Below are 19,616 nucleotides of genomic sequence, written 5' to 3' on the forward strand. Positions count from 1 at the left end.
AATAAATGAGATTTGGACAAATTTAATTATTTACCCAATACAAAACAAAGAATTGTTAAAATTACAATTTAATATTTGATAAAAAAAAGAGGGTATAGGATGCTTTTGTTGCATATATTTTATTGAAACCTATTTTTTGTCAAGGTATTTCTAATAAAATAAAATAAAAAAGGGACTTTTTTTAAGTTTTATTTAGAACCACTTACGGGTAAAAAGGGAAACTAATGTCCTTGCGCTTAGTGTTACGACAAATCGAATACGTTGCCCATAGTTCGGATCTTTTACTTCCCAACCATTGTTGGAGTATACCGGAAAATACAATTCGAAATAATCCTGAACCAGATTGAGTCGGATACCACTGTCGTATACAAACTGCGGATTGGAAAACTTATTTTTAATAATCCCGGCATCGCCGTAAGCTTCGATCCAGTTCCAGATACTAACACTAACATTGGATGTCGTCATCCACTGATTGGCATAACGGTTCTTCAATTTGGATTTAAAACCGCCGTCGGCCATCACAAATTGCTGACTGAAAAGGCCGGTGGATTCCGAACGTCCGATAAGGTTGTAACCGAAAAGATAATCCGATGGACGATCCAATCCGAAACTAAAGAAATCGGTTCCGGTTTCGTTATACATAAACGTACCACCAAAGAAACGAACGGTTAACTGACGACGGTCGTCAAATAATTTACGGTATTGGTATTCCGCGGATATTTTACTGAAATTATTGGCAATCTGTAAATCGGTCAGAAAGCTGTATAATTTGGCTGTTTCCGCTTCTCCAACAGAATAGCGCGCATTGAAAACGGAATAATTTTCTTCTTTTTTATTTTTCAACAATGGAGAGTCTTCTTTTTCTACAAAAACATGGCGGAATAAAATGGTTTCCTTTTTATTTTCGCGATAATCCGGTTCACGGAATCGGAATTGTACCGATGGTGTAATCTTGGTATACGAAGCATTTGGCGCATAGTGCAAGGTTGAACCCGTAATGGAATAACGGATATTATACAAACGTTCGTCTCTTACGTTATGGAAATAGGAGAGTGTGGCACTACCGACCAATTCTTTGGTATTACTGGAATAATCCGGTATGATGTCAAACTGGAATGGCTTGTCCAAAAGGGTTTCGTTATGAATACGCATTCCTAGAATCAGACCGTCATAGAGGTTATAATTGAAATCCGGAACATAGAATAACTGGTTGTATTGCGGATCTTCCAGATCTTTAAAAAAGTTAAATTTTATAGGACGGTTTAATGCTGGAAACCCTTTTAAGGTTTTATAATTATTCCGACGGTTAAATTCGGGCACCTCATTGCCATAGTTCAGTGCCAATCGGTCGATGCCTTCTTTGGAAACGGTCACAACGGTATCGGTGGCGACATTGGGCAACCATACTTTCGAAATAACGCGGTCTTTTTTAACCCCGTAAAGGGATATCGGTACAGTGGCATGCGCGTTGTTTTTAACGGTAACCTGTACGGTTTTACCATCGTCACTTTCTTTGATTCTACCAAATTTGTAATCGATCAGATCTCTGGAATCGATCACCGATTTAAAAAACCAATCGATATTTTTATCCGTTTTCGATTTTAGGATATTTTCGATATCCTGACGCGTCGTTTGCTGCGTTTTATTTAAGGTCACAAAATCGTGTAACGCCTGATCCACGCTTTCCTGTTGCAAATAAGCATCCAGATAATTCAGTGCCAGTCCGGCTTTGTATTTTCCGGAGATTTGCTCGTTGAATTTAACAAAGGTGTTTTTTGGATTTCCAATCGGCTGATCCAAATTCATACGGGCCATCATCAGATAGAGATAGCTGTATTGTTCGTTAAAACCGGTACTAAAAAGACTAAAACCGCGTAATATTTTATAACGGGCAAGCGTCCCGGTCATTTTTACATTCGGGTAATTGTCTTCTATATATTTCATCATCGTATAAACCTGAATACCGTCGTAAATCCAGTTGTCATCGCGATGATTGAGTTGTAAGGTGTTTTTTAGGTAATTGTTGACGTAGGTTTTCAGGAATTTCAATTCGTAGACAAAGGAATCCGGAAAAGGTCTTAAAAACTTTGGAAGTTGGTTAAGTCCGTAAAATGGATTACGGTCGTAGTCGGTCTGACTAATGATCATTTTATTTTGCGCCGGACTACCCAAATGCTCGGAAACATAATTCACCACTCGGTCGATGATCACTGCTTTTTGGAAATCATCCAGTTTTTTTTCGCTGATATTGGTTGCGATTTCGGTTTTATCGTTTTTATAAAAGCTATAGGTAGCGGCGGTTTCAACGGCCAGTAGTATATCCTGACGGTTTTTGCCACTTAGGCTATATATTTTATAGGGATCCTCCTCGTTTGTAGCCAAAACGTCTAAATCGGTTGTCAGAGATAGTTGTGACGGAATTTTAATCTGGATATCAAAATCGGATACGGCATTCGAGATATCGTCCAGGTTTTCGTTACTGTCTTTTACAAAACCGCCCTTTTCATAACGCGCCGGGGTTAAAAACCAGTTTTTGATATAAAAACCGCCCTGACTATCGAATCCGTATCGCGTAAAACGATCGTTCGGAAGCTTTACCGAATAAACGATGTTGATTTTAAATTTCTGATTTGGATATAAAGGATTCAGCAAATGTACATCGACCAGATCGGGTTGGTTGGGAAGGCGGGACCATTCGAGTCTTCTCTGATTTTGATCAATAATTGAAACGATATCGGTATGGCCGCGGTCGTTATCACTCGCCAGATGGAAAATCCGGGTAAACTCGTCCGAAAAGCGCTTCCCCAAAGGTGAATTTTTATCGGAATAAGCATTGTTCCAATCGTTTAAAATATAATCTTTTAGCGTGTCGTTGGTCGTGTTGTGATAGGTTATTTCCTGTTGAATCTTTAGTGTTTTGGCATCGGAATCAACGGTTATCTGCATGGCGCTGTGGTGTTGCGCATGAATGCTGCATATTCCTGAAAGTAAAGCAATACAAAGATAGATATAGGCTTTCAATAGATAACGTTTCTTGTGTTTGACCTGATTTATAGTTTCACATTCCCGATTCACAATGTTACAATTTTAATTCAGAATATTTGCGAAAATTCTTTTAACAGAAATAAAAAAAATCAGACACTATTTTGATGCTTAGCCATGCCAAAACCTGCTTTTACTATGTTAAGAAAAGGTAATTTTTTGATATCCAGTTACGTATTAACATTTGAAAAAGATCATTTTTTAGTCTTTATGGCTACATTTGTCTTTAAACTTTCTTATAATGACAAAAAAACTCCTCCAAATTTTATTTCTATTAGCGACGAATTTTATGTTTTCGCAGGTGGTTATCAACGAACTGGATTCGGATACGCCTTCGACAGACGATAAAGAATTCGTTGAATTAAAATCGGCGACACCCAATTTTTCGTTAAACGGCTATATTCTGGTTATGTTTAACGGTGGAAGTACCGGAACGTCGAATTTGAGTTATTATGTGATCGATTTAAACGGTATGGTTACCGATGCCAATGGAATTATCGTATTGGGAAATCCCTTAGTATCGCCGGTTCCAAACTATCTTTTTTCGATCAATACCATTCAGAACGGACCGGATGCGATTGCGATTTATCAGGCGAGTGCTTCCAGTTTTCCAATGAATACGCCGGCCTCAACGACCAATCTTATCGATGCGCTGGTTTACGGAAACAACAATACGCAGGCCTCGGCTTTATTGACCGCTTTGGGTGTTTCGACTCAGATTAATGAAAATATGAATTCCCAGGGAACTACGCAATCCATTCAGCGTAAAAACGACGGGACGTATGAAGTTAAAGCGCCAACACCGGGCCGTAACAACGATGGTAGCGGTATTGCTTTTAACGGTATCACGATTACCGCTCCGACAACACATCTGACCGAAGGCGATAGTTTTAACATCACCTTTACCACGCAAACGAATGTAACGAGTAATCTTACTTTTAATTTTACGCTGAACAACGGTAGTTTTACCAATGCTGATTTCACCGGAAATACTACGGTTTTTATACCGGCAGGTTCCAATTCGTTTACCACGACGATTCAACTTGTAGATGATACCGAAGACGAAGGCGATGAAGTTTTACGAATTAAATTCGGGACACTTCCATCGGGTTATGTTCGGATGAACGACTTTATCGAGATTCGCGTAATTGACAACGATTATACCACTTCAGCCTGGGGAACGCCTCTAAATCCTACCCATGGTGTGGTAAGTAGTACCGCTCCGGCCGGTTATTACAGTTCGCTGGAAGGACTAAGCGGAGCAGCGCTAAAACAGGGAATTCAGAATATTATTGCCAATCCGGCCGTAGTACGCGCGCATAATTATGGTGATATTGTCGATATCCTGAAAAAAGCCGATCAGAATCCGCTAAACAGCAATCAGGTTTGGATGATGTATGTGGAAGCGCCACGTGCAAAACTCGATTTTCAGACCGGAAGCAGTAATGTAGGCACCTGGAACCGCGAACACATTTATCCGCAATCCCGTGGTGGATTTAGTAACGGAACGTCATCTACACCGGATGGAATCAATGTTTGGTTACCAACGAATGCGGACGATATTAATGCGGCCCATGCCGATGCACATCATTTACGAGCGGAAGACGGACCGGAAAACAGTTCGCGTAACAACCGCGATTATGGCGGTACCGATTATAACGGACCGGTAGGCAACCAGGGATCCTGGAAAGGCGATGTAGCGCGTGCTTTATTTTATATGGCGATCCGTTATAACGCATTGGATCTGGTAAACGGTAATCCACCGGATACAACGGTAGGACAATTGGGCGATCTGGCGTCTTTATTGACGTGGAATCACAGCGATCCATCGGATGATTTTGAAATGAATCGTAACAATTATATTTATACCTGGCAAATGAACCGTAATCCATTTATTGATCATCCAAATTTAGCGGATTATATCTGGGGTGTTCATGCGGGAGAAGCATGGTCGGCTACCTTAACAACCGAAGATATAACAAAACTACAAATGGTATTGTATCCGAATCCGGCACACGATTATCTGATGATTAGCGGTAGCGTTGATCGCGGACAAATTGAAATCTATAACATCGCCGGACAAAAAGTACGTACATTCGATTTTGACGGAACAACCCGATTACAATTGGGATTGCCATCCGGAATTTATATGGCGAAAGTAACCGCAGCGGATCAAACACTGATTAAGAAGTTGATCATCAATTAGAAAAAACGACAACTAGATTGCATAAAAAAAGCTCCGTAGATACGGAGCTTTTTTTATTGCTTTTGGGAGATTATCCACCCATATATTCTTCACCACCACCATTATCGTCGCGTTTTTGTTGTTTATCCCTGTCGGATTTACTTTTGTTAAAACGGTACGTAAAGGTTAGGTTGATCTGACGCTCTCTCCATTGCATTTCACTGTGTGAATTCAGTAGGAGTGGAATGTTGGTATCGGTAATTCTTTTTCTGGAATTAAAAACGTCGTTTACATTTAAGGCAATTGTTGCTTTATCTTTCAGAATGTCTTTACTCAAAGCTAAGTTTGCCGATAGGATTCCTTCGCTTCTTCCCTGAGAGGTATTTTGCGGTGCATTATACGTCCCATTGGTTTGCCAGTCGATTCCATACGGTAAGCTCACTTTCGAACTCACACGGGTAAACCAGCTGTAAGCCGTATTGCTTAAATCGGTAAAAACCTCTGTATTGTTTTGATCAATATAAGTATAACTTCCTTCCAACTCGTTGCGGAAGAAGTTGAAGTTACCGTTTAATTTCCACCATTTGTATGGCGTATAATTCAACGTAAATTCAAAACCAAAACGATATTCGGTAGCTAAGTTCACCGGCGTATTGGCGTATACCGGGTTACCGTCGATTACATTTCCGGTTGCTTTTTTAATAAACTGGAAACTATCATCGGTTTTATTAAAATAAGCTGACGTATTTAATGTCAATTTGTCCCAACGTTTCAAATAACCCAGGTCAAAGGAGTTGGTATACGACGGATTCAAATCCGGGTTTCCTTCGAATACGTTGATGTTACTCGATAGTCCGTTAAACGGATTTAGGAAACGCCCTCTTGGACGGTTGATACGTTTGCTATAACTTAAACTAATACTGTTATCCTGTGCAAACTCATAGCTTAAGAATACACTTGGGAAGAAATTGTGGTATTTTTTGGTGTTGAATTGTTCCGTACGTAAAAAGTCAATCCCGATGTTGGAATCTTCAAAACGCATTCCTACCATATAACTGAATTTACTGATCTTAGAACCAAACTGTGCATAAAGCGCGTTGATTTGCTCTTTATATTCGAAAATATTGGTAAAGTTCGGATCGTTCATCCAGGCGTTACTACTAAAATGATCCACACGGTAATCGGTGATCAAATCGGTAAAGTCACCACGGTAACCCGCTTCAAACTGACTTTTCTTTCCAATTGGTAAAACGTAATCGGCTTGTAACAGGCTTCGCGTTTGTTTTTGGTTGTTTAAGGTTCTGTCAATAGTAGCCACACCGGTATCAAAACGGGTATCGCTAATCGTTGCATCGTCATTATCACGGTTGGTAGAAGCCGAAAAATCAACGGTTAATTTATGACCATCTTTTTTAAACTTCTGCGTGAAATTTGTCGAGTATTCTAAATTTTGTGAATCGTTTGACTGATCGTTAAAACGGTTACGAGTGTATAAAAAATCGTGATTGGCATCATAATTATTAAAGAATACATTATCCGGATTGGCACCGTTGTTTTTACGGACTCCAATCGAGTTCGTCCAGGTTAAGGATTTGGTTAAATACCATTCCAATCCGAAACCGGCATTATACCCTTTACGCTCTCTTTTGTTTTTACGACGCTCTTCGATATAGCTGGAAACCGCACCGGTAGTACGATCTAAGTTTTCCGAATCGGTAAACGAATTCCCCGGACTGTTGCTGTAGTTGTAACCGAAGTTGGTAAACAGGTTAAACTCTTTGCTTCTGAAGTTGATATTGGTATTACCACCAAAATTGTCCGGATTTCCGGCCACAGCCATAACGCTACCGTTAATTCCCTGTGCTTTTCCTTTTTTAAGGATGATGTTTACAATACCGGCACCACCTTCGGCATCATAACGCGCCGACGGGTTGGTGATGACTTCCACTTTATCAACCGAATCGGCCGGAAGTGTACGCAAAGCATCCGCAACATTGATTCCGGCTAATCCCGAAGGTTTTCCGTCGATCAAAATACGAACGTTGTCGTTACCTCTCAAGCTTACGTTACCGTCAGAATCAACCGTAACCGAAGGAACATTGTCCAACACATCGCTCACGCTACCGCCTTTAACGGTCATGTCTTTTCCAACGTTGTATACTTTTTTGTCCAGTTTGATCTCTACGGTACTTTTTTCGGCTACTACGGTAACTTCCTGAAGTTGTTTGGCATCAAGTGCCAGTGTGATCATTCCCAGACTGGTGTCTTTGTTAAGTTCTTTTTGTGGGATTTCAACAGTCTTAAAGGAAAGGAATTCCACCTTGATATAGTAATTTCCGGCGGGTACTTCAAAAGTGAATTCCCCTTTGTCGTTGGTCATCGCACCGGAAACAAGTGATTTGTTTTTAAGATTTTGGGCATAGATATTAGCATATTCCAGGGGTTGCTTGGTTTCGCTGTCCACAACACGTCCGGTAACGGTAACCTTATTGACGTCTGGTTTTTGAGCGAAAGAGACAACAGAAGACAATAGTAAGAACATTACTACCGCAAAATGAAATCGTTTCATGTGTAATTAGTTTGATTTGCAAGGTTTGACTGCAAAAGTAACCTTGGGTTTAAGTGCGGAATCACAAATGTTTGTTAAAACAAACGTATACTGATTCTAAATAATATCCAGAATCTTTTCGGTTGGCCGGCCAATAACGGCTTTGTCGCCATTGATAACAATCGGACGTTCAATTAGTTTTGGGTTTTCGGCTAAAAGGGTAATGATCGCATCGTCGGAAAGCGTCTGACCTTTATAATTTTCGGTCCAAAGCGTTTCTTTCTGACGCACCAGTTCGATCGGTTTAATCCCTAGTTTCTGGATAATCGATTGCAGTTCTTCGCGGCTCAAAGGTTCGTCCAGGTATTTTACGGTTTCAAATGTAATTCCTTTTTCTTCCAACAGGCAAAGTCCTTCTCTGGATTTGCTGCATCTCGGGTTGTGGTAAATTGTAATCATAGCGCAATATTTTTTACAAAGGAACTACTATTCTGTGAAAATTGGATTAACTTAGTGAAAACAAATTTTCCGTCATAGGTTGCTATAGGAAATTTACTAAAATACAGTAACAGATATGTTTATCGAACAAGTCAAAACCAAAAACTTTCGTTTCTTTTTGTATTTACCGATTCCGGTGTTCTTTTTTGCCGTTATGATTGCCAATTATATGGCGGCTTCCGAGATCGATACCGAACAGGCAATGCATCAAACCATAGCCGCTTTTGGTGAAAATATGACCTTTGTAATGATTATTCTGCCACTTTCTATTGCTTGTCTGTTGTTATGGGTTTGGGTAAAAGTGATACACCGTCAAAGTATTACCAGTTTGACGACTTCGCGGCCAAAAGTGGATTGGAGCCGGATTTTATTTTCATTCGGATTATGGGCAACAATATCGATCGTACTGACGCTGGCGGTTTATTTTTCGCATCCCGAAAACTTTACGTTCAATTTCCAACCGGGACCGTTTTTTACCTTTCTGATATTGGCGGTATTGTTTATCCCATTGCAAACCAGTTTCGAAGAATACTTGTTTCGCGGTTACCTGATGCAAGGTATCGGTGTGGTGACACGAAGTCGGTTGATTCCATTTTTGACCACTTCTATATTGTTCGGACTACTGCATATTGCCAACCCGGAAGTCGGGAAAATGGGAAATATTATATTGATATATTATATCGGAACCGGATTTTTTCTGGGAATAATGACACTAATGGACGAAGGTTTGGAACTGGCGTTGGGTTTCCATGCGGCCAATAACCTGGTTGGAGCACTTTTGGTTACTTCCGACTGGACGGTTTTTCAGACCCATTCCATTTTAAAAGATATGTCGGAACCATCGGCCGGTTTTGATGTGATACTGCCGGTGTTCGTTATCTTCCCGGTATTGCTGTATATCTATTCGCGAAAATACCAATGGAAAAACTGGAAAGAAAAGCTAACCGGTAAAATCGTATTTGAAAATAAAGAGGATTATGATGAATAAACTAACCTACAAAAATGTGCACAATCGTTTTAAGTTAAACGGGCTGCATTTTAACGGAAAAGAACTGTATGATAAAGCCTATGTTTTTGTAAAAGAAGGAGACGCCCACGAAAAAGCATTAGGGAACTTTATTTTGGAATGGTTTGACGGAAAAGAATATATCGAAATGACAACTTCCGGAACCACGGGAACGCCTAAAAAAATACACTTACAAAAGGCGGCAATGGTTAATTCGGCACTGGCAACAGGCGATTTTTTCGATTTAAAACCGGGCGATACGGCACTTCATTGTTTGCCGATACAATATATAGCCGGTAAGATGATGTTGGTGCGCGCCTTTATCCTCGGATTGGAGTTGGATTATGTCGTACCGGATTCCCGTCCGTTGGATATAACGGGAAAAAAATACGATTTTGCGGCGATGGTACCTTTGCAGGTGGAACAATCACTGGCCGAATTGGATCAGGTTCAAAAACTAATTATCGGTGGAGCCAAACTAAACGCCACTTTGGTCGAACAGTTAAAAACACTACCGGTGGCCATTTATGAAACCTATGGGATGACGGAGACAATTACCCATATTGCGGCCAAAAAAATACAGGAAACAGCTTTTACGCTATTACCGGGAATACATATTGCTACCGACGAACGCGGTTGTCTGGTGATAACCGCACCACGCATTTGTGAGGAATCCTTGGTAACAAACGATATGGTAACGATAATCGGAGAAAAGCAATTTATATGGTTGGGACGTTATGACAACGTGATCAATAGTGGTGGCGTGAAATTGTTCCCGGAACAGATCGAAGAGAAGCTGGCTATGGCTATACCGCAACGTTATTTTGTGATCGGAAAGGAAGACGATACGCTGGGCGAAAAGTTGGTATTGGTGATCGAAGGGGAACCGTATACCCTGGCACCGGAAGCTTTTGGCAAATTGGATAAATTTGAAAAACCGAAAGAAATCCTTTTTGTAACCCATTTTAAAGAAACCGAAACCGGAAAAATCAAGCGGAAGGAAACCGTGGCATAAGGGCATAAAAAAACCACAAAGTCACCTGTTAGCTGTTCACAACACGTTTCTGAATACACGTTGGTTCAAGTGGTCTTTGTGGCGGGTTTTTTATAAGAACTATTGGTTCATTTTAAAATAATAGTCGGCCGAATGTTTTCCACTTCCGTAGAATAGGAAAAAGACACAAACCAACAGCGTGATAGCGGCCATAATCAGGTTTTGTACATTCATTTGTCCTAAAAAGTTAATCATCACCGCTCCGATTAGTATCGGCAATTGCGCCCAAATCGACCAGCGGGTCAGTAATCCGAAAACGATCATAATACCGCCTACCATATGTGCCGAGGCCACATAATGGATTAGTAGCATTTCACTACCAAAATTCTTGTTCATATGACCGAGAATTTCGTGTAAGTACTGTCTGTTTGTGATAAAAAATACGCCTTTTAAAAACAAAAAGACACCAAGGCCAATACGCACCAGATCTATCGGATAGCTGGTATGAGCGTTGGCCCATTTGTTTAAACTTTTTACTCTATCCATAACAAATGACAATTTGATTTAGTATGAAAGTTACTAAATAAAATCAATATTTGATAATTTATCGGTTAAAAGTTGTGTTTTTGTGGGTTTTAAATGTTAAAATGATATATTTTGTAAATTATTTCTGAACATTGTAATACATCTTTTTAGTATTAAATTCCAATTGATCGGCGGTTACCTTTTTGTCAAATTTTTGCCATTCGGTAGTAACGTCAATTCGGGCGGTTTTCCCTTTGTAAGTATATTCTACCGGCATCTGGAAATTATCCACATTGGCTTTCCAACGGTATTCCAAACGGTTGTTTTGAGTTCGAAGTTCCAATACCGGAATGTTTTTATAGCGTAGGTATTGGTTGAATATCGGTGTCAGGTCTTTTCCGGTTTCCTTATTAAAGAAAGCGATAACCGTTTCGGTATCGATAATTTGCTTTTTATAGGTTTCGGAATAATCCAGTAAAAGCTTCCACCATTTGGCGTCGTCGTTAAGGATGTGACGAATCGTATTGAGCATCAAGGCACCTTTGTAATACATATCGCCCGAACCTTCTTTATTTACACCATAAAAACCAATAATAGGACGGTCGTTTTTAACGTTGCGACTTTGACCGTTTACATAAGCTAACGCTTTGTCGTAACCCAGATTGCATTCTACAAAAACCGCTTCGGTATAGGTGGTAAATGCCTCATGAATCCACATATCGGCAATATCTTTAGACGTAATGCTATTTCCAAACCATTCGTGTCCGGATTCGTGTATTGTGATAAAATCAAATGTCAGTCCGATACCGGTACCGCTCAGATCCGATCCCAGATAGCCTTTGCGGTATTTGTTTCCGTAGGCTACGGCACTTTGGTGTTCCATACCTAAATAAGGTGTTTCGACCAATTTATAGCTGTCTTCCCAGAATGGATATTTTCCAAATTTCGACTGGAAACAATCCATCATCGGTTTTACTTCTTCAAAATGTTTACGGGCTTTGTCTTCATTTTCACGTAACACATAATAATCGAGATCAAGACCTTTGTAATTGTCGTGGATATGCGCATAATCGGCGATATTAACCGTAATGTCATAATTGTTTATCGGGTTGATCACCTCCCAATCCCAACGGGTATACCCATTTTTTAAATCTTCGCTACCTTTAAAACGACCGTTAGAAACATTCATCAAACCGTTTGGAACCGCTACTTTTACGGAGGCGCCATTATCGGGCTCGTCGGTTTGCGAATCTTTAACCGGATACCACAAACTTGCTCCGGTTCCTTGTACGGCTACGGCGATCCAGTCTTTTCCTTTGCTGTCTTTGCTAAATACAAAACCGCCATCCCATGGTGCATTTTTGGCTACGATGGGTTTTCCGGAATAATAAAACCGTATGGTTTCGGTGTTTCCTTTTAGAAGGCGTTCCGGAAAGGCAATAAAAACGGCATCGTTATCGCGTTTGTAGTCCAGTTTTTTATTTTGAAACACGATACTGTCGACTTTCATGTTTTCAAACAGATCTACCTGAATCATATTGGTATGCGTAACCACTTTAAAAGTGATGTCGTTATAACCGGTGATCGAACGTTCTTCCGGGTTGATTTTGATGTTCAGGTCGTAACGTTGTACGTCATAACTGGTACGTTCGGCCCGCAAACCACCATGAAGGGAATCCCTACGGGTAAAAACGTCTTTTTCGGTGATGAGCTGAGCGGAAACCTGTTGGAAACCAAGTAATAAAAGAGAAGCGAGTATAAGGTTTTTCATAGTCGTATTGATTTTAATCCGGGTAAAGAAAACGGTAGTATAAATAAAAAATCTACTGCTTACGAATAAGTAGTAGATTTTTAAAATTGTTACAATATGTTGTGTTAAACCTGGATTACGCCAAGGTTAAACGGTTTTTCAATAGGAGCGTGGTTGGCAGCTTCGATTCCCATGGAGATCCATTTACGGGTATCCAACGGATCGATAATAGCATCGGTCCAAAGTCGTGAAGCGGCATAATAAGGGGATACCTGCGCATCGTAACGCGCTTTGATTTTGTCGAACATCTCGGCTTCTTTTTCCGAAGTCAGTTCTTCTCCTTTGGCTTTTAGCGAAGACGCTTCAATTTGTAATAACACTTTGGCTGCCTGCGCACCGCCCATAACGGCTAGTTCGGCACTTGGCCAGGCGAAGATCAATCTTGGATCGTAAGCCTTTCCGCACATCGCATAATTTCCGGCACCATAGGAGTTTCCTACTACTACGGTAAATTTCGGAACAACGGAGTTGGATACGGCATTTACCATTTTGGCACCGTCTTTAATAATACCGCCATGTTCGGATTTGGATCCTACCATAAATCCGGTTACATCCTGAAGGAATACCAACGGGATTTTTTTCTGGTTACAGTTGGCAATAAAACGGGTTGCTTTATCGGCACTGTCGGAATAAATAACACCACCAAATTGCATTTCGCCTTTTTTGGTTTTAACCACTTTACGTTGGTTGGCTACAATTCCAACGGCCCAACCGTCAATACGGGCATAACCGGTAATAATTGTTTGTCCGTACCCGGCTTTATATTCGTCGAATTCCGAATTGTCTACCAAACGATTAATGATGTCCATCATATCGTATTGTTCGGAACGCGCTTTCGGTAGGATACCGTAAATTTCGTTTTCATCCAAAGCAGGTTTGGCCGGCTTTTCACGGTTGTATCCGGCTTTTTCGAAATCACCAATCTTACCTACAATGTTTTTAATCGTATCCAAAGCATCTTTGTCATCTTTGGCTTTATAGTCGGTTACTCCTGAAATTTCGCAATGCGTTGTTGCGCCACCCAGCGTTTCGTTATCAATCGTTTCGCCAATAGCAGCCTTAACCAGGTAACTTCCGGCCAGGAAAATACTTCCGGTTTTGTCTACAATCAGGGCTTCATCACTCATAATCGGAAGATACGCACCACCGGCAACACAGCTTCCCATTACGGCAGCGATTTGGGTGATTCCCATGCTACTCATGATGGCATTGTTGCGGAAAATACGACCAAAGTGTTCTTTATCGGGGAAAATCTCATCCTGCATCGGAAGGTATACTCCGGCACTATCCACCAGATAAATAATCGGCAATTTGTTTTCCATTGCGATTTCCTGTGCTCTCAGGTTCTTTTTCGCGGTAATCGGAAACCAGGCTCCGGCTTTTACGGTAGCATCATTGGCAACAACAATACATTGTTTTCCTTTGATATATCCGATTTTGACAACCACACCACCGGATGGACATCCGCCGTGTTCTTTATACATGCCGTCGCCTACAAAAGCACCGATTTCGACACTTTTTGACTTTTCGTCCAATAAATAATCGATACGCTCACGGGCTGTCATTTTGCCTTCGGCGTGTAATTTTGCAATTCGTTTTTCGCCACCTCCGAGCTTTACTTTTGCTAAATTTTGTTTTAATTCGGAGACTAAAAGCTTGTTATGATCTTCGTTTTTGTTGAAGTTTAAGTCCATTATATGTTGTTTCGCTTTGAGTTTGTTTGTTGGAGCGCTAATTTACGATTTAATTACCAATAAAAAAGTGGGTGTCTATTGAAGTTTTTGAAGGGGATTAATTAAACATGAATTGTTATTTAGTTAACGTTAGCTTAACATTACAAGGGTAATTTCGCGTCATTAAATTAACATATGATGTCATTAAACAACATTTTCCAGTTTTTAGTACCGAAAGATAAGAAATTCTTTCCTCTTTTTGAGCAGGCTTCTATTAACCTGATTCAATTGGCAGAAACCCTTCACGAAGCAGTAAATGCACCGAAAAATGAAAGAGAAGAGTACTTCAAAAAGATTGAAGAGTTAGAAGCTAACATCGAAGAAATTACCCATAAAACAAACCTGGAATTAAGCCGTAACTTTATCACGCCATTCGACCGTGAAGATATCCACGCTTTGATCACTGCTATCGATGACGTAGCCGATTATATGCACGGAGCGGCAAGTAGAATGCGTTTGTATCAGGTAGAAAAAATTACAAAATCGATCCGTAAATTAACGGAAATCAATTTGGAAGCTTGTCAGCATATCGGAAATGCAATTAAGGAATTAAAAGACCTTAAAAACTTAAAAGCCATTGCTGATGCTTGTAAAAAAATCAACAAACTGGAAAGTAAAGCGGATAACGTATTCGATAAAGCCGTAGCGGATATTTTCGAAAACGAAACCGATGCTAAAAATATCATCAAATACAAAGAAGTATTATCGGCATTAGAGACTGCTTCCGACAAGTGTAAGAGTGTTGCCAATGTTTTAGAATCGGTAACGGTTAAATATTCATAACAACAGTCATCACCCCCAGAAAATAAATCGTATGGATTTTACATTACTTGTCATTATCATTGTATTAGCACTGATTTTTGATTATATCAACGGTTTTCACGATGCGGCCAACTCGATTGCGACCATCGTGGCAACAAAAGTACTGACGCCCTTTCAGGCGGTATTATGGGCGGCGGCTTTTAACTTCGCAGCTTATTTTATCTCCATGTACTGGATCGGTGAATTTAAGATTGGTAACACCATTGCCAAATCGGTTAACGAAAACTTTATCACGCTGGAAGTGATTCTGGCCGGACTTATCGCAGCAATTATCTGGAACTTACTAACCTGGAAGCTTGGAATTCCGTCTTCTTCATCCCACACCTTATTGGGAGGTTTTATGGGAGCAGCACTGGCACATGCCGGCGCTTTATCCGATAACGGAGTAGACGTAATTAACTACGCCAAAGTAATACCAACGTTCCTGTTTATTTTTTGTGCTCCGTTAATCGGTATGTTTATTGCCTATCTGATTACCATTTTAATTATGAATATCTGCCGAAAGGCCAATCCACATAAAGCCGATAAATGGTTTAAAAAATTACAGTTAGTATCTTCGGCTTTGTTCAGTTTAGGACACGGAGGTAACGATGCCCAAAAAGTTATGGGTATTATCGGAGCTGCTGTAATCTGTTACCATATGAACATTGGTGACGTAGCCTATACCGCTTTGGATTCGAATCACCGTTTTGCACACTTTGTGGAAGACTGGGCCTGGGTTCCTTTTGTGAGTTTCCTTGCGATCGGTTTGGGAACACTAAGCGGTGGATGGAAGATCGTTAAAACCATGGGATCTAAAATTACCAAAGTAACACCATTAGAAGGTGTAGCAGCCGAAACTGCCGGTGCGGTTACCTTATATTTAACTGAGCATATGGGCGTTCCGGTATCAACGACACACACCATTACCGGTTCGATTATCGGGGTTGGAATTACAAAACGTATTTCAGCGGTACGATGGGGTGTAACGATTAACCTGCTATGGGCCTGGATTCTTACGATCCCGGTTTCGGCCCTGATCGCGGCAATAATGTATTATATTTTGAAAATGTTCCTGTAATTGGAAATTGAAATAAAAAAAAAGAGCTGTCATTTGACAGCTCTTTTTTTTATTATTTATCTTTTAGATATTTCATGTTGTAAACCACAATCCGGTCGTTGTAATAGATGTATAATTGTTTGCGGTTACCTTGTTTTTTACGGGTGTAAATAGCAATCGTACAATCATCTCCTTCGTTGGTGACACATTGAAAAGAAGCAATGTCGTCGGTAGGGGTAGATTTAACATCGAAATATTTAATGATTTTAAACAACTGTTCGACGTTGGAATAAACCATAATCCGGTTTTTTTGAGTATTCAGATCGATAATGATTTCCGCTTTACGGAATTCGGTATAATCGCTCCATTTTCCTTTTTTATCTTTTTCGGCCACGCTGACACCGGTCGTGACAAAACGGTAATCTTGACTATAAAGCTGACTGCTTCCGGATAGAAACAGCAAAAAAAGTAGGGCTTTTCGAATCGTTTTCATTTTAGTACTATGCTTTAATGGGGACAATAATACAAAAAAAACGTCCGGAATGCCGTATTATTTTATTGGTTTTTTCGAAACCTTTATTTTTAAGGAAATACTAACCCTTTTGTGAACCAAAAAAATGTAAATTCGCAGCATGATGAATAAAAATGAAATGGAAGCGATCCATACGTTATTGGCCTCGCCAAAAAAAATCGCGATCATTCCCCATCGAAATCCGGACGGAGACGCTATGGGGTCGACACTGGCATTGTACCACACTTTTTTACAACTGGGCCATAAGGCGGTTGTCATAGCGCCCAATGAATTTCCGGATTTTTTAAACTGGCTTCCGGGAGCCGATACGGTTCGGGTTTTTGAAACCCAGAAAAAAACCTGTGAAACGCTGATAAACGAGGCGGATATTGTTTTTACATTAGATTTTAACGCTTTGCACCGAACCGGTGAACAGATGGAAAATTTCCTAAAAACGTTGACGGAAAAATTATTCATCATGATCGATCACCATCAGTTGCCGGATGCCTATGCAAAATATACGTTTTCCGATACGGGTTACGGTTCTACCTGCGAAATGGTGTATACGTTTTTAACCGAATTGGGATATGCCGATTTGATCAATAAGACTGTGGCAACCTGTATTTATACCGGGATTGTAACCGATTCGGGTTCGTTCCGATTCCCGCTTACAACCAGTACGACACATCGTGTTGTAGCCGATCTGATCGACCGTGGTGTAGAAAACAGTAAGATTCATAATCTGTTGTTTGATACAAGCTCTTATAACCGTTTGCAGTTATTAGGACGCGGTTTGCAAAACCTGAAACTGCTACCGGAATACAAAACGTCTTATATTACCTTAAGTCAGGACGAATTAGATCAGTTTCATTATGTGAAAGGTGATACCGAAGGAATTGTAAACTACGGACTATCGATTAAAGGAATCGATTTTACGGCTATTTTTATCGAAAACAGAGAAGAGGGGATTGTTAAGATATCGTTCCGTTCGCAAGGTGGTTTTGATGTAAACCAATTTGCCCGCGAACATTTCAACGGCGGCGGACATATCAATGCGGCCGGCGGAAAATCCTTTTTACCATTAGACGAAACGATACAACAATTTATTGCTATTTTAGCGTCTGAAAAGACAACATAACTTATGAAAAGAATCTATTTTTTAGTGCTGGCCGTTTTGGGATTTGCTTTTACAAGCTGTTCTCAACAACAGGCACGGCATCCGATTTCGCATAGTTCGGGGACTTTTATCAAAGAATCGATCAAGCGAAATAAAAAACTGATCGCCAATGAAGAATCGCTTATCGAGGCGGTGATCAGTAAAGATACCGCAAAGGCCTATGTTGCTTCCGCTAAAGGGTACTGGTATCGTTATGATATCAAAAATGATAAAGAAACCCTGACGCCTAAAAAAGGCGATATCGCTTATTTTGATTATAACATCAGCGACCTGGACGGTAAACTGATTTATTCGGAAGCCGATTTAAAATCGCAGGTATATCATGTGGACAAACAAAACATCATGATGGGACTTCGCGATGGAATCAAACTGATGAAAAAAGGAGAAAAGGTAACGTTCTTATTTCCGTCGCATATGGCATATGGCTATCACGGGGATAATGATAAAATCGGCACCAATCAACCGTTAATCTGTACGGTTACATTGACCGATTTAAAACCGGGTGCTTCCGAAAAAAGCAAGCCAGCTCCGAAAACCGAAACTGAAAATACAAAAAACCAACCCGAAAACTAGTAATAATTATCAATTTAAAAATGAAATCAATGACAAGTTTATTTTTAGGCCTTGTTGCATTATTTAGCTCTTGTACGTCATCTTACGATAAGTTAGGCGACGGGCTTTATGCCGATATCGAGACAAATAAAGGTAACATAATCGTTAAATTAGAATACCAGAAAACGCCGGTTACCGTAGCGAATTTTGTATCGTTAGCCGAAGGTAAAAATCCTTTTGTAAAAGATAAATTCAAAGGGAAACCGTTTTATAATGACGTTAAATTTCACCGTGTGATCAAAGATTTTATGATTCAGGGTGGTGATCCGGACGGAAATGGAGAAGGTGGACCAGGTTATAAATTTAAAGATGAAATCGCACCGGAATTAAAACATACCAAAGCGGGAATCTTATCGATGGCCAATGCCGGACCGGGTACAAACGGAAGTCAGTTTTTTATTACACACAAGGCAACGCCATGGTTAGACGGAAAACACAGTGTTTTCGGAGAAGTGGTTCAAGGTATGGATGTTGTAAATAAGATCGAGCAAAACGATGTGATCAAAAAAATCACAATTATCCGTGTTGGAAAAGACGCTAAAAAATTCGACGCGCCAAAAGTATTCAAAGGCTATTATGATACCGAATCGGTTGCACAAAAGAAATTGGCCGAAGGTTTAAGTAAAATTAAAACGGATAAAGTAGCGGCATTTGCAGCAGCAAAAACAGGAGCTACTAAAACACAATCCGGATTGGAATATGTTATTGTTAACAAAGGAAACGGTAAAAAACCAGCTGCCGGAACACAGGTATATGTACATTATGCCGGTTATTTCGAAAACGGAGACTTGTTTGATACCAGCTATGAAGATGTTGCAAAAGCTTTCGGAAAGCTTGATGCCAACAGAGCCGCTGCGAATCAGTATATGCCATTCCCATTCCCTTACGGTAAAAAAGAAGGTTTGATCCCGGGCTTTATCGAAGGATTGGAAAATATGTCATTTGGTGATAAAGCGATCCTTTTTATCCCGTCACATTTGGCTTATGGAGAAAGAGGGTATGCGATTATCCCGCCAAACACCAATTTGATCTTTGAAATCGAAATGTTGGAAACGCCACCGGCGCCAAAAGCAAAACAATAAATAAAAGTAAAGTCCCGACAAAATCGGGACTT

15 protein-coding genes are annotated in these 19,616 nt (G+C 40.2%); 8 read left to right on the forward strand and 7 right to left on the reverse strand.

Features of this window, described 5'->3' with window-relative positions; genetic code table 11:
• Nucleotides 1-192: 192 nt before the first annotated feature.
• Nucleotides 193-3,075, reverse strand: coding sequence for an aminopeptidase (locus tag AAFN64_RS06080; RefSeq protein WP_347759683.1), 2,883 nt, complete (start codon nucleotides 3,073-3,075; stop codon nucleotides 193-195).
• A gap of 208 nt (nucleotides 3,076-3,283) precedes the next feature.
• Here AAFN64_RS06080 and AAFN64_RS06085 point away from each other — a divergent pair, with 208 nt between their 5' ends.
• The gene (locus AAFN64_RS06085; RefSeq protein WP_347759684.1) at nucleotides 3,284-5,248 is read left to right on the forward strand and encodes an endonuclease; all 1,965 of its coding nucleotides are present in this window, start codon (nucleotides 3,284-3,286) and stop codon (nucleotides 5,246-5,248) included.
• A 70-nt stretch (nucleotides 5,249-5,318) separates the two neighbouring features.
• Here AAFN64_RS06085 and AAFN64_RS06090 read toward each other — a convergent pair whose 3' ends face one another.
• Together AAFN64_RS06090 and arsC are read right to left on the reverse strand one after the other, a co-directional pair.
• On the reverse strand, nucleotides 5,319-7,796 hold the full coding sequence (locus AAFN64_RS06090; protein WP_347759685.1) for an outer membrane beta-barrel family protein: 2,478 nt from the start codon (nucleotides 7,794-7,796) through the stop codon (nucleotides 5,319-5,321).
• A 96-nt stretch (nucleotides 7,797-7,892) separates the two neighbouring features.
• Nucleotides 7,893-8,234, reverse strand: coding sequence for an arsenate reductase (glutaredoxin) (gene arsC / locus AAFN64_RS06095; RefSeq protein WP_300485785.1), 342 nt, complete (start codon nucleotides 8,232-8,234; stop codon nucleotides 7,893-7,895).
• A gap of 115 nt (nucleotides 8,235-8,349) precedes the next feature.
• On the opposite strand from arsC, the gene AAFN64_RS06100 reads away from it, so the two are divergent.
• Both AAFN64_RS06100 and AAFN64_RS06105 read left to right on the forward strand, forming a co-directional pair.
• Nucleotides 8,350-9,261 (forward strand): CPBP family intramembrane glutamic endopeptidase, encoded by a 912-nt coding sequence (locus tag AAFN64_RS06100; protein ID WP_347759686.1) that lies wholly within the window; start codon nucleotides 8,350-8,352, stop codon nucleotides 9,259-9,261.
• Nucleotides 9,254-10,294: an AMP-binding protein gene (locus tag AAFN64_RS06105; RefSeq protein ID WP_347759905.1), complete on the forward strand. Its 1,041-nt coding sequence runs from the start codon at nucleotides 9,254-9,256 to the stop codon at nucleotides 10,292-10,294. The genes AAFN64_RS06100 and AAFN64_RS06105 overlap by 8 nt, the downstream gene beginning before the upstream one ends.
• A gap of 99 nt (nucleotides 10,295-10,393) precedes the next feature.
• Here AAFN64_RS06105 and AAFN64_RS06110 read toward each other — a convergent pair whose 3' ends face one another.
• The 3 genes from AAFN64_RS06110 to AAFN64_RS06120 all read right to left on the reverse strand — a co-directional run bounded on the left by AAFN64_RS06110 (nucleotide 10,394) and on the right by AAFN64_RS06120 (nucleotide 14,302).
• Nucleotides 10,394-10,819 carry a DoxX family protein gene (locus AAFN64_RS06110; RefSeq protein WP_300485781.1) on the reverse strand — a complete coding sequence of 142 codons (426 nt, stop codon included), beginning with the start codon at nucleotides 10,817-10,819 and terminating at the stop codon, nucleotides 10,394-10,396.
• Between the two features lie 118 nt (nucleotides 10,820-10,937).
• Nucleotides 10,938-12,569, reverse strand: coding sequence for a M1 family metallopeptidase (locus AAFN64_RS06115; protein WP_347759688.1), 1,632 nt, complete (start codon nucleotides 12,567-12,569; stop codon nucleotides 10,938-10,940).
• A 104-nt stretch (nucleotides 12,570-12,673) separates the two neighbouring features.
• Nucleotides 12,674-14,302, reverse strand: coding sequence for a carboxyl transferase domain-containing protein (locus AAFN64_RS06120; RefSeq protein ID WP_347759689.1), 1,629 nt, complete (start codon nucleotides 14,300-14,302; stop codon nucleotides 12,674-12,676).
• A gap of 177 nt (nucleotides 14,303-14,479) precedes the next feature.
• On the opposite strand from AAFN64_RS06120, the gene AAFN64_RS06125 reads away from it, so the two are divergent.
• Complete coding sequence (locus AAFN64_RS06125; RefSeq protein WP_136402937.1) at nucleotides 14,480-15,124, forward strand: DUF47 family protein; 645 nt, start codon at nucleotides 14,480-14,482, stop codon at nucleotides 15,122-15,124.
• Between the two features lie 31 nt (nucleotides 15,125-15,155).
• Nucleotides 15,156-16,223: an inorganic phosphate transporter gene (locus AAFN64_RS06130; RefSeq protein ID WP_347759690.1), complete on the forward strand. Its 1,068-nt coding sequence runs from the start codon at nucleotides 15,156-15,158 to the stop codon at nucleotides 16,221-16,223.
• 52 nt (nucleotides 16,224-16,275) lie between these two features.
• Here the strand turns inward: AAFN64_RS06130 and AAFN64_RS06135 are convergent, their stop codons facing one another.
• The gene (locus AAFN64_RS06135) at nucleotides 16,276-16,695 is read right to left on the reverse strand and encodes a hypothetical protein (protein ID WP_300485773.1); all 420 of its coding nucleotides are present in this window, start codon (nucleotides 16,693-16,695) and stop codon (nucleotides 16,276-16,278) included.
• Between the two features lie 142 nt (nucleotides 16,696-16,837).
• On the opposite strand from AAFN64_RS06135, the gene AAFN64_RS06140 reads away from it, so the two are divergent.
• From AAFN64_RS06140 to AAFN64_RS06150, 3 genes are read left to right on the forward strand one after another with little or no spacing between them, the layout of a single operon-like run.
• Nucleotides 16,838-17,851 carry a bifunctional oligoribonuclease/PAP phosphatase NrnA gene (locus AAFN64_RS06140; protein ID WP_347759907.1) on the forward strand — a complete coding sequence of 338 codons (1,014 nt, stop codon included), beginning with the start codon at nucleotides 16,838-16,840 and terminating at the stop codon, nucleotides 17,849-17,851.
• 3 nt (nucleotides 17,852-17,854) lie between these two features.
• Nucleotides 17,855-18,463: a gliding motility-associated peptidyl-prolyl isomerase GldI gene (gene gldI, locus AAFN64_RS06145; protein WP_300485771.1), complete on the forward strand. Its 609-nt coding sequence runs from the start codon at nucleotides 17,855-17,857 to the stop codon at nucleotides 18,461-18,463.
• 29 nt (nucleotides 18,464-18,492) lie between these two features.
• Entirely contained in the window at nucleotides 18,493-19,584 is a 1,092-nt protein-coding gene (locus AAFN64_RS06150; protein ID WP_300485769.1) for a peptidylprolyl isomerase, read from the forward strand.
• Nucleotides 19,585-19,616: the final 32 nt, after the last annotated feature.

It is taken from the genome of Flavobacterium sp. CAU 1735 (assembly GCF_039888695.1).
Taxonomy (GTDB): Bacteria; Bacteroidota; Bacteroidia; order Flavobacteriales; family Flavobacteriaceae; genus Flavobacterium.

Coding starts and splice junctions, on each gene's coding strand:
- AAFN64_RS06120 (WP_347759689.1), bottom strand. CDS start 14,302: ATGGACTTAAACTTCAACAAAAACGAAGATCATAACAAGCTTTTAGTC.
- AAFN64_RS06085 (WP_347759684.1), top strand. CDS start 3,284: ATGACAAAAAAACTCCTCCAAATTTTATTTCTATTAGCGACGAATTTT.
- AAFN64_RS06125 (WP_136402937.1), top strand. CDS start 14,480: ATGTCATTAAACAACATTTTCCAGTTTTTAGTACCGAAAGATAAGAAA.
- AAFN64_RS06135 (WP_300485773.1), bottom strand. CDS start 16,695: ATGAAAACGATTCGAAAAGCCCTACTTTTTTTGCTGTTTCTATCCGGA.
- AAFN64_RS06130 (WP_347759690.1), top strand. CDS start 15,156: ATGGATTTTACATTACTTGTCATTATCATTGTATTAGCACTGATTTTT.
- arsC (WP_300485785.1), bottom strand. CDS start 8,234: ATGATTACAATTTACCACAACCCGAGATGCAGCAAATCCAGAGAAGGA.
- AAFN64_RS06100 (WP_347759686.1), top strand. CDS start 8,350: ATGTTTATCGAACAAGTCAAAACCAAAAACTTTCGTTTCTTTTTGTAT.
- gldI (WP_300485771.1), top strand. CDS start 17,855: ATGAAAAGAATCTATTTTTTAGTGCTGGCCGTTTTGGGATTTGCTTTT.
- AAFN64_RS06110 (WP_300485781.1), bottom strand. CDS start 10,819: ATGGATAGAGTAAAAAGTTTAAACAAATGGGCCAACGCTCATACCAGC.
- AAFN64_RS06090 (WP_347759685.1), bottom strand. CDS start 7,796: ATGAAACGATTTCATTTTGCGGTAGTAATGTTCTTACTATTGTCTTCT.
- AAFN64_RS06105 (WP_347759905.1), top strand. CDS start 9,254: ATGAATAAACTAACCTACAAAAATGTGCACAATCGTTTTAAGTTAAAC.
- AAFN64_RS06115 (WP_347759688.1), bottom strand. CDS start 12,569: ATGAAAAACCTTATACTCGCTTCTCTTTTATTACTTGGTTTCCAACAG.
- AAFN64_RS06150 (WP_300485769.1), top strand. CDS start 18,493: ATGACAAGTTTATTTTTAGGCCTTGTTGCATTATTTAGCTCTTGTACG.
- AAFN64_RS06140 (WP_347759907.1), top strand. CDS start 16,838: ATGAATAAAAATGAAATGGAAGCGATCCATACGTTATTGGCCTCGCCA.